13 protein-coding genes are annotated in these 14,617 nt (G+C 70.0%); 9 read left to right on the top strand and 4 right to left on the bottom strand.

Translation table 11 applies throughout. From position 1 onward, the window contains the following. Positions 1-52: 52 nt before the first annotated feature. The 7 genes from MYSTI_RS25465 (at position 53) to MYSTI_RS25435 (ending at position 6,169) form a co-directional block, all read left to right on the top strand. Complete coding sequence (locus tag MYSTI_RS25465; RefSeq protein WP_015350680.1) at positions 53-940, top strand: PhzF family protein; 888 nt, start codon at positions 53-55, stop codon at positions 938-940. A 177-nt stretch (positions 941-1,117) separates the two neighbouring features. After that, positions 1,118-1,681 carry a hypothetical protein gene (locus MYSTI_RS25460; protein WP_044281356.1) on the top strand — a complete coding sequence of 188 codons (564 nt, stop codon included), beginning with the start codon at positions 1,118-1,120 and terminating at the stop codon, positions 1,679-1,681. Between the two features lie 258 nt (positions 1,682-1,939). After that, the gene (locus MYSTI_RS25455; protein WP_015350678.1) at positions 1,940-2,863 is read left to right on the top strand and encodes a diacylglycerol/lipid kinase family protein; all 924 of its coding nucleotides are present in this window, start codon (positions 1,940-1,942) and stop codon (positions 2,861-2,863) included. Between the two features lie 171 nt (positions 2,864-3,034). Next, entirely contained in the window at positions 3,035-4,183 is a 1,149-nt protein-coding gene (locus MYSTI_RS25450) for a right-handed parallel beta-helix repeat-containing protein (RefSeq protein ID WP_201768928.1), read from the top strand. A 279-nt stretch (positions 4,184-4,462) separates the two neighbouring features. Beyond that, on the top strand, positions 4,463-5,518 hold the full coding sequence (locus tag MYSTI_RS25445; RefSeq protein ID WP_015350676.1) for a DUF72 domain-containing protein: 1,056 nt from the start codon (positions 4,463-4,465) through the stop codon (positions 5,516-5,518). Positions 5,519-5,598: 80 nt separating this feature from the next. Then, on the top strand, positions 5,599-5,874 hold the full coding sequence (locus tag MYSTI_RS44220; protein WP_201768927.1) for a hypothetical protein: 276 nt from the start codon (positions 5,599-5,601) through the stop codon (positions 5,872-5,874). Next, the gene (locus MYSTI_RS25435) at positions 5,795-6,169 is read left to right on the top strand and encodes a Smr/MutS family protein (protein ID WP_044281355.1); all 375 of its coding nucleotides are present in this window, start codon (positions 5,795-5,797) and stop codon (positions 6,167-6,169) included. The genes MYSTI_RS44220 and MYSTI_RS25435 overlap by 80 nt, the downstream gene beginning before the upstream one ends. Here MYSTI_RS25435 and MYSTI_RS25430 read toward each other — a convergent pair. From MYSTI_RS25430 to MYSTI_RS25415, 4 genes are all read right to left on the bottom strand, one after another. Then, a complete protein-coding gene (locus MYSTI_RS25430; RefSeq protein ID WP_015350673.1) occupies positions 6,151-8,910 on the bottom strand; it encodes an SNF2-related protein in 2,760 nt (919 codons plus the stop codon). The genes MYSTI_RS25435 and MYSTI_RS25430 overlap by 19 nt on opposite strands. 200 nt (positions 8,911-9,110) lie before the next feature. Further along, positions 9,111-10,448, bottom strand: a complete 1,338-nt coding sequence (locus tag MYSTI_RS25425) for a DUF58 domain-containing protein (RefSeq protein WP_015350672.1) — start codon at positions 10,446-10,448, stop codon at positions 9,111-9,113. Continuing rightward, positions 10,445-11,380, bottom strand: coding sequence for an AAA family ATPase (locus MYSTI_RS25420; protein WP_015350671.1), 936 nt, complete (start codon positions 11,378-11,380; stop codon positions 10,445-10,447). Before MYSTI_RS25420 ends, MYSTI_RS25425 begins: the two co-directional genes overlap by 4 nt. A gap of 72 nt (positions 11,381-11,452) precedes the next feature. After that, a complete protein-coding gene (locus tag MYSTI_RS25415; protein ID WP_233277954.1) occupies positions 11,453-12,109 on the bottom strand; it encodes a hypothetical protein in 657 nt (218 codons plus the stop codon). Between MYSTI_RS25415 and MYSTI_RS44845 the strand changes: the two genes are divergently transcribed. Next, complete coding sequence (locus MYSTI_RS44845; RefSeq protein WP_233277953.1) at positions 12,099-12,296, top strand: hypothetical protein; 198 nt, start codon at positions 12,099-12,101, stop codon at positions 12,294-12,296. The two genes, MYSTI_RS25415 and MYSTI_RS44845, sit on opposite strands and share 11 nt — an antisense overlap. Positions 12,297-12,476: 180 nt before the next feature. Continuing rightward, positions 12,477-14,615, top strand: a complete 2,139-nt coding sequence (locus MYSTI_RS41960) for a peptidylprolyl isomerase (RefSeq protein ID WP_015350669.1) — start codon at positions 12,477-12,479, stop codon at positions 14,613-14,615. Positions 14,616-14,617: the final 2 nt, after the last annotated feature.

Genomic DNA, 14,617 nt, shown 5'->3' with positions numbered 1-14,617 from the left:
GTGAAAGCCGCTGTCGGGGCAAGGGCTCGTCGCGGCCAGGGGAGCGCCATCCATGCAGGTGACGATTGTCGATGCCTTCACGCAGCAGCCCGGTTCCGGGAACCGAGCGGGCGTGGTGTTGGACGCGGCCGGGCTGAGCGTGGCGACGATGCAGCGAGTCGCCGCCGCGGTGGGGGCGTCGGAGACCGCATTCCTCTTGTCCGGTCCGGACGGGCAGGGGGTTCGGCTGCGCTACTTCACGCCGACGGATGAGATTGATTTCTGCGGCCACGCCACGGTGGCCACGTTCCATCTGCTGGCGGAGCGAGGGCTGTTGCCGCGCACGGGGACGACGCGGTTGGAGTGCGCGGCGGGTGTGCTGGACGTGGAGTTGGAGGCGATGGGCGAGCGTGGGAGTCGGCCGTGGATTGTCACGCCTCGCCTGCCGTGGCTGGAGTCGCCGGTGTCGCTGGAGCGAGTGATGGCGCTCGTGGGGGGGACGGTCGCGATGGTGGACGACACGCTTCCCGTGCGCCGCAACGGACATCGCTTGATGGTGCCGTTCCGTCGGAGAGAGGACCTGTGGGGACTGGCGCCGCGCTCGAATGAGCTGGCGGAGTTGCTGCGGCCGCATGGGCTGAGTGGCGTGTATGTCTTCACGCGGGAGACTCGAGAGGCCGGCAGCATGGCGCACTCGCGCTACTTCGTGCCGGGCATGGGCGTGCCCGAGGACCCGGTGACAGGGTCGGCGGCGGGGCCTCTTGGTATGTACCTGGCCATGAATGGTGTCCTGCCGCTTCCCGCCGAGGGAGGCACCGTTCGCGCGCGCATCGAGCAAGGCGATGCGATGGGGAAGCCCGGACGCATCGAGGTGGAGGTCACCGGCAAGGCGGGACATCCCGAGCGGGCCCGCATCGGCGGAGTCGCCGTGACGGTGCTCGCGGGCACGCTGCACGTGTGAGGTGGACACGCGGCTTCGCCGTACGTTCGGCGAAGCCTCGGCGGCCGCGGAGGTTTCCGCTTGGCGTCGCGAGGGCAGGGGCCGAGATGGCGAGCAGGAATCGTGCGCGGCCCATGGCCTCTCGGGGCCGAGGTGCGATGCTCGACAGGAATGCTCGACCCCGGGCGTCCGCGGCGCATGCGATTCCTTGCCTACCCCTATGTCGGTCCCGAGGAGATTCGCCGCCGCTCCGTCGCGGCTCCCCCGGGTGCACTCATCCACTCGCTGCCGGACCTCCAATGCTGGCTCGCCGCCCATCCCGATGCGCTCGTCGAGGGTGCGACCTATGTCGTGGACCTTCGTGCGTGTCTTCGCCTTGCCCCTCGAAGGTCGGAACACGTCGCCTGCGCCGGAGGTGAAGAGGTGCTTGCCGCCGGTGAGATGGGTTTCGTCTCCCAGGCTCGGACCTTCTCGGTCTCCGTCGTCAGCAATCTGTCGACGGGGTACCGCCCGGATGTGGCCTGCTGGGACGCCGTGGCGGAGTCCTTGGCTCGGGCTGGGCTGTCGGCGCCTTCTGGCCTCACCACCTCGGTGCACTTCCGCCGCTGTCCGGCCTGTGGTGAGAGCACGCTCGTGAAGGAACAGTGGTTCGTCTGCACCTTCTGCGACGCGGACCTTCCCTTGGAATGGAACGTTTCGGCCCGTCGGGAGGTGGACGTTGTCGCGGAGGGCGGCCGGGCTCGACGCCTCGGGCTGACCTGAAACCGTGCCATGTTCCGAGACTCGAGGGGCCTCATGGGGCTCCCTTGACCTTGCTCGATGCCTCGGGGGCAGGGCTTCACGTCCCAGAGACTTCGCATGAGCTCCATGGAACAGGGGCGCGCGGCGAGGTCCTGCATGCGGTGCGTCAGCCTCTTCGCACCTGCGCGGCTGGGGCGCCGACCTGGGAGGTGCTTCGCGTAGTGGAGTGCCGAGCCACAACCGCGTAAACAGGCAGATTCCAGGGAGGGGTAGGTGCCGATGAAGACGTTCCTCGTGGTCAACCCGCGCAGCGCGAATGGGCAGACGGGAAAGCGCTGGGTGGAGATTGCCGCGCAGGTGGGAAGGGTGCTCGGCGAGTTCGGGCACGGCTTCACCCAAGGCGGGATGGACGCCGCGCGCATTGCCCGCGAGGCGCTGGACCAGGGGTACGAGTGCATCGTCGCGGTCGGCGGTGACGGCACCCTCAACGAGGTCACCAACGGCTTCTTCCGTGATGGCAAGGCCATCAACCCGAACGCGGCCCTGGGCCTCATCCCCCGTGGCACCGGCGGCGACTTCCGCCGCACCTTCGGCTGGGGCCTGGACCTGGACTCCTCCCTCGAGCGCCTTCGCTCCGAAACCACCGAGCCCTTCGACGTGGGCCGGCTCGACTTCATCGGCAACGACGGCAACCCCGCGACGCGCTACTTCGCCAACATCGCCTCGTTCGGTGTCAGCGCGGTGGTCGCCGCGGAGGTGAACAGCGGCAGCAAGGCGCTCGGTGGCAATGTCAGCTTCATGTGGGGCACGCTGAAGGGCCTGCTCAAGCACACTGAGCGCAAGGTGACGCTGTCCACGGATGGCGGCGCCCCGGAGACGCTCGACATCACCGCGGTCGCCGTGGCCAACGGGCGCTACTTCGGCAGCGGCATGTTCGTCGCCCCCGATGCCATCACGCATGACGGCGCCTTCGACATCACCATCTGGTCCGGTTACGGCGTGAGTGACTTCGTCCTCAAGTCGAAGGGCGTCTACAACGGCTCGCACGTCACCTGGAAGGGCACGCGCCGCCTGCGCTGCCAGACGCTCCACGCCGAGTCCGCCGATGGCCGCGACGTGATTCTCGACGTCGACGGCGAGACGCCCGGCCGCCTTCCCGCGACCTTCACGCTGATGCCCGCGGCCATCCGCATCAAGGTGTAGCTCCCGCCTCGCCGCCGCAGGGTGGCGATACGAATCTGTCGTCCGGGCGCGCTGAAGATTTGTGCGGGGGCTGCGATGACCGAGCCACTCGCGAACATCGCGTGTCGACTTCGATGAGCGTCGACTCGCGAGGGGCATGGGGCTCCTCTGGGACGCTCCCCCCACGCGACCATGCACACTCCCCGCTCCCTGGCCCGTCGTTCCTTCCGCGCGTCCCTGGCAAGGCTTGCACCGCCGCTCGCGATGGCGCTGCTGCTCCCGCTCCCCGCGCTTGCAGCGCAAGTGCCGGTGCAGTGCAACAACACCACCACCGACGATGAGACGATCAACGCCGCGGTCGCCGCGAGCGCGGTGGGTGATGAGTTCGTCATCTCCGGACCGTGCCTCATCAACGCGACGATTCGCCTGCGCGGTCAGCGTGCCTACCGGGGAGGAGAGCCCTCGGGCACCGTCATCCGCCAGGCGAACGGAGCCAACCTCGCGGCGCTCATGGCCAGTGACACGTGGCTGGATGCGCAGACCTATACGGGCGACCCGGTGAGCGTGAAGAACCTCACGCTGGAGGGCAATGCCAGCAACAACCCCTCCAAGGCCACCGATGGCCTCGTGTTGATGTCCTGGAACTCCACCGCGGAGAACCTGCGCATCAACCACATGCGCGGCTCGGGCATCCGCCTCACCAACACCAACAGCGCGGGGACGGCCATCGTCAACACGCAGGTGAACGGGCGCATCGTCCACAACTTCATCAGCGACTCGGGTCTCCATGGGGTGTACGTCCAGGACTCCGCCAACTCGGTGACGGATTGGGACCTCATCGACAACTGGATTGCGGACTCGGGCGAGAGCGCCATCCGCATGGAGAACTCCGCGGGCTGGAAGGTGCGCGGCAATCACCTCTACGGCGTGGGCCAATCCGCCCTCGTCGCGCGCCGGATGTTCGGCACCACCCTCTCCGACAACTACGTCGAGGGCTTCGGTGAGGGCACCACCGCGGGGACGTGGGCGGGCATCGACGTCACGGTGCAGGGGGACGCGGCCTCGGTCATCTCCGACAACAAGGTCTTCAACTTCGGAGGCGAGCCCAACGCCGCCTCGCGCTACCACTACCTGTCCATCGGCCAGGTCAACTACGGCACGGGCTTCGTCTCGGTGACGGGGAACGTCATCCGAGGCATCGGCGGCGCCACCAGCCGGGGCCTGAGCTACGAGAAGGGTGGGGGCACCGCGCTGACCGTCACCTCGACAGGCAACCTCGTCACGGGTGTCGGCACCGCGCGCCACGTGGGCACGGGCGTCACCGTCAACGCAGGTCAGTGATGGCCGAGGCCCTCGCTGCCCGAGCGACGGGGTGAGGGCCTTGTCGCTCGGGGTGGTCTTCCCCGGACACCCGACGTCCCGCGTCGTGTTGATGCGGGACGGTCGGGGCACGGTCCGAGAATGTGAAAAGGGGGCTCGGCTGCCTGTGGGACGGACATCCCGCTTGGGCCGTCACTGCGTTCTGAGGCAACCTGCTGAATCATGTGAGGTCCAGCGCCAGGCCTGTTCGCTGGATGCTCGGCGCCGCGTCGCGGTGGCTGGACGAAGCAGGAGATGCCGATGGCTCCACAGCGTGGACCTTCTCAGCTCGACCTCTTCACGGGAGCCCCCGTGGAGGCGCCCTCGCGGGGCCGTGGACGCGCGCAGCCCGTGGAGCCCGCCCCGGTGCCGGAAGCCCTGGCCACGCTGGGCCACGAGCTTCCCCAGGGCATCTACCTGGGCACCTCGTCGTGGACCTTCCCGGGGTGGAATGGCCTCGTCTTCGACCACGAGGCCACCGCGTCACAGCTCGCGCGCGAGGGCCTGTCCGCGTACTCGCGCCACCCCGTCCTGCGCACGGTGGGCGTCGACCGCACCTTCTACGGCCCCGTCACCGCGGAGACGTTCGCCGAGTACGCGGAGCAAGTCCCCTCAGACTTCCGCTTCCTCGTGAAGGCCCACGAGGCCTGCACCCTGGCGCGCTTCCCGACGCATGAGCGCTACGGCGCGCAGCGAGGCCAGCTCAACGAGCGCTTCCTGAATGCCGCATACGCGGAGGAGTTCGTGGTGCGCCCCTTCGTGGAGGGCCTGGGCGACAAGGGCGGCCCGCTCGTCTTCCAGTTCCCGCCGCAGGACCCGCAGGTGCTCGGGGGCGTCGCGCGCTTCGTGGAGCGGCTGCATGCCTTCCTCTCCGCGCTGCCCAAGGGCCCGCTGTACGCGGTGGAGGTGCGCAACGAGGAGCTGCTGACGGAGGGCTTCGCGCAGGCGCTCGCGGACGTCGGCGCCAGTCCCGTGCTGGCCATCTGGGCGCACATGCCGAACATGGGCCTCCAGGCCAAGCGCACGCGGGCGTTGGAGGCCCGCGCGTTGGTGGTGCGGTGGATGCTGCCGCCGAACCTGGGCTACGAGGAGGCTCGCGCCCGCTACGCGCCCTTCAACCGTCTGGTGGACGAAGACGTGCCCACCCGGGACTTGCTGGCGCGCGCGTGTCTGGCGGGACTGCGACGCGAGCGCCCCGTTTTCGTCACCATCAACAACAAAGCCGAGGGCAGCGCGCCACTGTCCGCTATCAAACTGGCGGAACGTATCGTCTCCGGCAAGGCGCAGGAGGGGAGCCAGCGGAGCGTCGCGTCATGAACGCCCCTTGCCTCCGTGCACAACTCTTGCTTACTTCATGCGGCATGAAGTCCGTCCTGGTCGCGGCCCTGGTAGTTCAGATGACGACAGCCGGAGGCGCCGGCGCTCGTGACGAGCGAGCGGACGAGCGCGACGCGGCTTCGGCGGATGACCTGAAGAAGAACCTGGCCGCGTTGAAGCACGAACTCTCCGAGGTCTCCGAGCAGTACCGGGTGGCCCGGGAGCGACGTCGGCAGGAAGCGGAGCGCAAGAAGCGAGAGTCGGGGGAGTGGACGAATGAGCCCGCGGCGACCACCAGCTCCACCACCCGGCGAGGACTTGCTCCCTCCGGAGGGAACGGAACCCCCGCCCGCTGAGGACGAGTTCGTCGAGCTCCCCATCGACGGCAACCTCGACCTGCACTTTTTTCACCCTCGCGAGGTGAAGCCCCTGGTCATCGAGTACCTCTGGGCCTGTCGCCAGAAGGGCTTGCTCGACGTGCGCATCATCCACGGCAAGGGGACCGGGGCGCTGCGCCGCACCGTGCACTCGCTGCTCCCGAAGCTGGAGGAAGTGGAGTCCTTCCGCTCCGCCTCCGAGTCAGACGGAGGCTGGGGCGCGACGTGGGTGCGGCTCAAGCCGCTGGAGGCGGCTCAGGACAGCCAGAAGTAGGCGGAGGCGATGAGCGAGCGCTTCTCCGCCACCTTGGCCTTCTGGGCGAGCTCGGCGAGCTGGCGGTCCTTGGAGGCGTAGCGCTTCTCCTCCTCGTTGCGCAGCGAGGACAGCTTGCGGCGGTACTCGCGCTCCATGCGGTCCGAGTGCGCCCGGGCCTTCGCGCGCTCGGCGACATCCTCCACGGGGGCCACCTGCTTGCGCGCCTCGATCCACTGCTGGCGGGCGGCCTCCACGGCCTCGCGCGACTCCATGAGGCAGTCCTCGACGTAGCGGTCCGCGCGCTCCTTGGCCTTGTCCAGCTCCAGGGCGTTGCGGCGCTCGGCGGCGCGGATGATTTCATCCTTGGCCGTCATGAGGGACTGCTCCTGCATGAGCTGCACGGACACGGGCGCGGGCTGGCGGCGTCGCTCCTCCTTCGCCTCCAGCTTCACGAAGTGCGTGCCGTCCTGGAGGGGCAGGGCGCGGAAGTTGCCCTCGCGGTCCTTGACCAGCACCAGGTGGACGACCTTCTCCTCGGGCTTCAGGCCCGTCGTCTCGAACTTGTAGGCGAACCACCAGCCCTCGCTGCCGGCCAGTCGCGCCAGCCGGGAGGGGAGACCCGCGGCGTCCAACTGGAGGTAGCTGATGGCGTCATGCTTGCGCTCCTTGACGGCGTAGGCGGCCTTGGCCACCTCCAGCCGTCCAGACGCGCGGCTGCCCAACACGGAGCTGGTGAGGGCGCGGGCTTCCTGCTGCCGCTTGGCGAGGGCTTCCTTGGTCTGGTCGTTCTGCCCACGCAGGCGGCGGCGCACGTCGCCGTCGAAGCGCTCCATCACCACCGAGCGCATCTGGGTCATGCGCTGGCTGATGCGCTGCTCCATGTCCGAGCGCAGCTTGTCGAAGGCCGTGTTGATGTCCTCGACCTTGCGACAGGACTGGTAGATGTCGAGCACGCGGCGCTCGAAGTCCACGCCGCTCTCCAGCGCGCCGAGGATTTCATCGGAGGCGCCGAACACGCCGTCGAAGAGGTTGAGCTTCTTCTCCAACAGCTCGAACAGGCGCGCGTCCGCGGCGTTCATGCGGTTGAGGAAGTTGATGACCAGCACGTCCCGCTGCTGTCCGTACCGGTGGCACCGGCCGATGCGCTGCTCCACGCGCTGCGGGTTCCAGGGCAGGTCGTAGTTCACCACCAGGTTGCAGAACTGGAGGTTGAGGCCCTCGGCGCCGGCCTCGGTGCAGATGAGGATCTGCGTCTTGTTGCGGAACTCGTCCACCAGCGCGCGCCGCTCCTCGGGCGTGCCGGCCATGTCTCCGGACAGGAGCGAGATCTTCCCCTGGTAGCCGCTCGCGGACAGCAGGTTGAAGAGGTACTGCTGCGTGCGCTTGGACTCGGTGAAGATGAGCGCCTTGACGGGCCAGCCGTGCGACTGCATCACGCCGAAGGTGCGGTCCAGGCCGCGCTTGAGCGCCTCGCCCTTGGCGTTGACCTTGATGGAGTCCGCCAGGTCCGCGTACTGGCGCAGCTCCCACACCTCCTGCTCGAGCACGCGGATGTTGGGCGCCTTGGCCGGGTCGTCCGACCACTCCTCGCCCTCTTCGACGAACTGCTTGGCCTCCTCGGGCTCGAACATCGCCAGGGCCTTCTGGCCCAGCTTCGCCGCCTGCAGGCGCTTGTCCAGGTTGTCGGACAGGCGCCGGAGGGTGGGGGCGATGGCGTAGGTGGAGGACGCCAGGAGCTTGCGGTAGCAGAGCGTCAGGAGCGTCTTCTTGCCGGGCTCGATGGCCGCGGCCTCCGAGCGCTGCAGGTACTCGCTGACCTTCTCGTAGAGGTCATGCTCCTCGGGCGAGGGCGTGAAGTCCTCCACGATGGAGCGGCGGTTGGTGTAGCGCACGTACTCGCGCACCTGTCGGCGCAGCGTGCGTTGCACCACGGGGGCCAGCCGCTCCTTGAGTTCGGTGGCGGCGGCCTCGGACATGCCTCCGCCTTCGTCCACCCGGTAGCGGCTGCGGAAGGCGTGCTCGGGGCCGAGGATCTGCTCGTCCAGGAGCGACATCAGCCCGAACAGCTCCATGATGTCGTTCTGGAGCGGGGTGGCGGTGAGCAGCAGCTTGGGCTTGCCGGCGAGGGAGGCCCTCAGCGCCTGGCCCATCTTGTTGTTGGCCCGGTGCGCGTTGCGCAGGCGGTGGGCCTCGTCGATGACGATGAGGTCCCACGCAATCTCCGACGTCAGGTGCGCCTTGTTCGCCGCGAAGGGGTGCGAGCAGATGACGGGGAAGGGCTGGTCGAAGCAGTTGCCGTTGGCGCGCACGGTGCGGCCATCCACCAGCACACTGTCCAGGTCGAACTTCTCCCGCAGCTCGCTGTTCCACTGCGCCCGCAGGGTGGCCGGCGCGAGGATGAGGATGCGCGTCTTCCCCTCGGCCATGAGCTGGGCGATGACGAGGCCCGCTTCGATGGTCTTCCCCAGGCCCACCTCGTCACCCAGCATGCAGCCGCCGCGCGACAACGAGTCGAGCGCGAACATGGCGCCCTCGACCTGGTGGGGATTGAGGTCGACCTTGGCCTCGGAGAGGGCCCCGGCCAGCCGCTGCTGGGTGTCGCCGCTGCGCGCCAGGAGTTCCTCGGCCAGCAGCCGCTCATGGAAGGGGGTCAGCGACCGGACCGGCTCCACGGGCGCCGCCGCGCCGGCGAGGACCGACGCGTCCGCCTCCACCTCCACCCGCAATCCCCTCGCGACCTCCGGCAAGACCGTCTCCATCCGTGCAGTTTCTGGGTGCCCACCGAAAGGGGGGCGAAAGAGACCGGCCATTTTGTTGACGGAGGGCACGGTGTAAAGGGGGTCGTTTCCGAGGCCGAAAAATCGGCCTCCGCGCGATTGGCATGCTTCTTCGTGAGCGACGCGCGCGCGCGCCGTATGTGCCTGTCACACGAACTTTCCGCTGGACATCACCGCGAGGACTACAGGAGTCCGCGAGACTTGACGTCCAGATACACGTTGAGCGTGGCCGCGCCGAAGCCCTGCGCGGGGGCTCGGACCACCAGGGCCCCCGCGTCGCGCAGGGTGCTGGCGGTGCGGCGGAACTCCGCTTCCAGCCGCGAGGCGGCCTGTCGCGAGTACGCGTCCTGCACCTCCTCGGGCACGTGAGTCGCGGCGGCGCGCACGTCCTCGTCCAGCAGCGAGGCGACGACGGGCAGGTGCCGGGGACGCAGGGCCAGCGTCCGCGTGAGCAGCGCCGAGGAGGCGTCCGGGTCCACCAGGTCCGTGAAGAGCACGACGAGTGTGCGGCGCGTCTGCCGGGCGAAGGCGAAGTCGTAGGCGCGGCCGTAGTCGCTCTCCTCGAGCGCGGCCTCGGCGCGGTAGAGCGACTCGGTGATGAGGCGCAGGTGCTCGTGGCCCTTGCGCGGGGGGAGGAAGGTGAGCACGTCGCTGGAGAAGGCCATGACGCCCACGACGTCGCCCGCGTCCAGGCCCACGCGCGCGAGGCGGAGCGCCGCGTCCACGGCGTGGTCCAGCTTTCGCCGGCCTCGCACCTTGCCGGCCATGTGCCGCCCGCAGTCGAGCAGCAGCAACATGGGCTGGTGCCGCTCCGGCTGCCACGTGCGCACCAGCGTGTGGGCGTGGCGCGCGGAGGCCTTCCAGTCGATGTGGCGGTAGTCGTCGCCGGGGCGGTACTCGCGCAGGGACTCGAACTCCCGGCCCTCGGAGGCGCGGCGTCGCACGGTGCGCTCGGAAGGCGCGTCGGAGGAGCGCGCCAGCGTGAGGGCTTCCTTCGAGAGCGCGGTGAGGTCCGGATAGATCTTCACCGACTGCGCCGCGGGCACTCGCACCTGCCTCGCGCACAGGCCCAGCGGGCCGGACAGGCGCAGGTGCAGGTCGCCGAAGTGCGCATCCCCTCGAGAGGGAGGGGTGACGAAGTAGGTGAGCCGCGAGGGCGCGGTGCTCCGGGGGGCCAGGGTGAGGGACTGGCGGTGGCCGGTGCTGACGACGGTGCTGGGGGGCTCGTCGCGGACCTCCACGCGCAAGGGGGAGGGGCCCGGGTCGAGCCGCTCGAACACCCAGTGCACGGCGTTGCGAGTGCCCGAGGAGAGGATGGGCTCCACCTCGCGAGAGACCTTCACGTCCTCGGCGCGGGGGGCGCGCAGGAAGTCCACGGCGCACAGGGCGAGCACGGCCACGTTCATCGCCAGCGCGAGCCAGCCGAAGGTGGGACTGGCCACGGTCAGCGCGGCGGGGACGAGCCCTCCGGCGAACAGCGCCACGGCGAGGCCCGTGGGGACCGGCCGCCCCTGCCTCACCGAGGGACCCGCACCCGCTCGAGCGTCTGCTTCAGCACGTCGTCCGCGGTGACGCCTTCCACCTCGGCCTCGGCCTTGAGGAGCAGGCGGTGGTTGAGGACGCTGGGCACCACGCTCTTCACGTCGTCGGGGGTGACGAAGTCGTTGCCCATCAGCGCGGCGCGAGCCTTGGCCGCGGCGAGCAGGGCCTGGGCGGCGCGGGGACTGGCGCCCAGGCGCACGCGGGAGCTGGCGCGAGTGTCCCGCACCACGGCGACGACGTACTGGAGAATCGAGTCATCGCAGGTGACGCGGGCCGCGCGCGCCTGGAGCTCCATCAGCGTGGGGGCGTCGAGTACGCGGTCCACCGAGGGAGGGCGCCCCTCGCGCTGGTGGAAGGCGCGCAGCATGGTCGTCTCCGCGTCGCCCTCCGGGTAGCCCACGCGCACGCGCATGAGGAAGCGGTCGAGCTGGGCCTCGGGGAGGGGATAGGTGCCCTCCAGCTCCAGCGGGTTCTGCGTGGCCACCACGAAGAAGTGCGGCGGCAGCGGGTGGGTGACGCCGTCGATGGTGACCTGCCGCTCCTCCATCGCCTCGAGCAGCGCGGCCTGGGCCTTGGGCGGGGTGCGGTTGATTTCATCCGCGACCAGCACCTCGGTGAAGATGGGGCCCTTCACCAGCCGGAAGACGTTGTCCTGCGGCTGGAAGACGTTGGTGCCGAGGATGTCCGCCGGCATCAGGTCCGGGGTGAACTGGATGCGCGTGAAGAGCAGCCCCAGCGCTCCGGCCATGCTGCGCGCGGTGAGCGTCTTCGCCACGCCTGGGACACCCTCCAGCAGCACATGGCCTCGAGCGAGGAAGGCCGTCACCAGGTCGGCGAGCACACGCGGCTGGCCAAAGACGGTTCCGCTCAGCGCGGCGGTGAGGCGGGAGAGGGGCGAGGCGTCGGACATGGTGGCGGGACGCTAGAACGACGTGGCTCCGCGCGGCACCCCTTTCGTGAGGTGCGCGCGGATGGGCCCGCGTCAGTCCTGGTTGCGGCTCTTCAGGCCCAGGAACGCGCCAATCAGCGCGGCAATCGCGCCCAGCAGGCCGATGAAGACGCCGAAGCTGGGCGAGGAGTTCATCATCTCCGAGTTGCCGATGGGCGAGGGCACCAGCGTGGTGTCCGACGACACCTTGATGAACACGACGCACCAGATGACGCACATGATGGTGGTGACCAACTGCCCCATCCACGGCACCACGGGGTTGAGGTTGGGGAAGGTGGCGCGCGCGCGGATGCCGATGGTCACCATCACCGCCAGCGCGAGCAGGAACGCGCCGAAGCCCGTGCTCATCAAGCCCAGTGCGTCGCCGTCCGCGGCGGTCTCCTTCCACGGCACGAAGCACGAGAGGACGACCGTTCCCGCGCCATAGAAGGCAATCTTGTCCCCGACGCTCATCGCGCCCATCAGGTCCTTGGCGTCCTGGATGAGCTCGTCCGGGTCGACGATGGCGTTGTTCTCTTCGTCGTCCGAGTCCGGTCGGTGGGCGCGGTCCCACGGGTCCGGGCTCGCGGAAGCCGCGGGGGCGGTGGCCGCGGCGGGCGCGGAGCGGCGGGGCGCCGTGTTGGGCGCGGGGCGAGACGCGGGCGCGGGCCGACTGGCGCGCTGGGAGGCGCTCTTGGCGATGTCCTCCACGCTGCGGACGTTGGTGGCGTCGCCGCTCGCGGCGGGAGGGGGCCTGCTGCCCGAGGACTTCGCGGGCCGAGGCCGCGCGGGGGCCGCGGGCTTGGGTGCCGGGCGTGGGTCTTCGTTCGCGCCCGTGGACTCATCATCGTTGTCTCCCGGGGGCTCCGCCGAGAGGAACGAGCCGTCGATGATGTAATCGCAGACGGAACAAATCGATGCGTTGGCGGCTACCTTCGAGCCGCAGCCAGGGCAGTTCAGAACCGGCGCTCCTGCAGAGGGATGCGAAGGCGCATCTTCGGAGCCCCAGGCCGCGCGTGTCAAACCGCATGCGGCCTAACCCCTGGATTTTCGCGGAGAATTGGCCTAGGCCGAGGCCATGCGACGTCCGATCCTCCGCGGCCTGTCCCTGTCACTCCTCGTCCTGGTTTCAGGTTGTGCCCACACCGGACGAGGCTCCGATACAGCGCCCCCGGACCCGGAGGTGATGTCGCGAATCCAGGACTGGGAGGACCTGCGCTCGCTCGGGGACGGACAGCTCGTGTCCCTGGCTACCGGTGCCCCGGACTCTCGCGTGCGCGCTCGGGCGCTCCGGGCGCTCGCTCGCATCCAGGACGTGGCCACCCTCGACGCGGTGGTCGCGGGGCTGCGGCACGAAGAGCCTCGCGTGCGCGGCGAGGCCGCATTCGCGGTGGGTGAGCTGGCGCTCTCGTGGGAGCCGCTCACGGACGCGGAGCGGGGGCGGCTCACGGGGCCACTGCTGGAGGCCGAGGCGGTGGAGCGCGACGCGCAGGTGCACGTCACCCAGCTCGATGCGTTGGGGCGCCTCGCGACGCCCGACGCATTCGCGCGACTGGTGGAGCGCATGCAGGGGAGCGAGGTCGAAGTCGCGGGTCGTGCCGCGCTGTCGCTGGGTGTGGCGGCCCGTCGCGGTGGCGCGGCGGTGGTGAAGGACGTGCCTCTTGCTCCCGCGCTGGCGCTGATGGCCTCGGATCGGCCCGTCGCGGCCCGGTATGGCGGTGCGTACCTGGTGGCGACGGCGAAGCGGGCGGAGGCCCTGCCCTCGCTGCGCCGGTGCCTCACGGATGAAGACGCCGACCTTCGGGCCCTGTGTGCGAAGGCCCTGGGGGATGTCGGCGGGCCTGAGGACGCGGTGGTGTTGGGCGCGCTGTTGAATGACGCGGTTCCTCGCGTGGCGGCGGAGGCGGCGCGTGCGCTCGCGAAGCTCGCGGCCACGTGCAGCGGACCGTGTGTCCCGCTGGAGGTCCTGAAGACGCTGTCGACCCGGGTCGCGCGTGTGGCGGAGGGGAAGGAGACGCCGCTGCCGGTGGGCTCCGCGCCTCGCGAGGCGACGCGGGCTCGCTCCGCGGAGGGGCATCCTCTCCTGGCATTGGCGCAGCAAGGGCTGCCGGACTTCGGCGCGCCCGTCCTCGAGTCGCTGCGCTCCGCCATCGCCGACCCGCGACTGCGCGGCCAGGCCTCGGAGGTGGCGCTCGCGGACCTGGGGTGGCTCGACTGCCGGCTGGCCGCGGCGTTGGACCGTCAGCGGGGAGAGCTCGCCGAAGTGCTTCGCTGCGGCTGGGCGAGGGTGTCCGAGGAGCGCAGCCTGTCGTTGGGCCTGCGTGAGGTCGCGCTCTCCCGGAACAAGGCTCCCGCCGAGTTCGCGGAGAAGTACCTGAGCCATTCGTCCGCGCGAGTCCGGCTCACGGCGATGGAGGTCCTGGCCGAGCGCCCCACGCCTCGGACAGCGGCGATGGTGGCCGAGTTGCTGCGAAGCGAGGACGCGGTGGTCGCGGGCTCGGCCGCGTCGACGCTGGGGCAGTTGAAGGACCCGAGCACCCTGCCAGGTGTGCGGGCGCTGGCCGACCGCGTCCCCGCCGAGCCCGACCTGGCGGCCCCGGTGGCCGGTGCGCTCGTCGCGCTGGAGGGCGCGGCGGCGGAGCCGCGGATGCGCCAGTGGCTGCTGCATCCCCACGCGAACGTGCGTCGCGTCGCGGCCACGGCCCTCACCGAGGTCACCGGCAAGCCCGTGCGCTCCGAGCGCGTGGCGCTGCCCCGGGACACCTTCCGCCCCGAAGCCGCCCCGCATGGCGCCGGACTGGTGCTGCGCACGGACAAGGGCGACATCACCGTGCGCCTGGATGCCGAGGACGCGCCGCTGACCTCCGGCAACCTGTACGGGCTGGCGCGCAAGGGCTACTTCAACGGCATCACCTTCCACCGCGTGGTGCCGGACTTCGTCGCGCAGGGCGGGGACCCGCGCGGAGACGGGGAGGGTGGCCCGGGCTACTCCATCCGCTGCGAGATGACCCGGCGGCCCTACCTGCGCGGCGTGCTGGGCATGGCGCTCTCCGGGAAGGACACCGGTGGCAGCCAGTTCTTCTTCACACACGCACCCCAGCCGCACCTCGACGGCCGCTACACGGTCTTCGGCGAGGTGGTGTCCGGCATGGACACGGTGGACGCCCTGCTGGAGGGCGACGTGATTCGTGAGGTCACCGCGGTGACGCTGCCGTAGGT

This window comes from Myxococcus stipitatus DSM 14675 (assembly GCF_000331735.1).
GTDB classification, from domain to species: Bacteria; Myxococcota; Myxococcia; order Myxococcales; family Myxococcaceae; genus Myxococcus; species Myxococcus stipitatus.
The sequence above is the reverse complement of the archived record's forward strand: the minus strand, read 5'-3'. Positions and strand labels throughout refer to the sequence as shown.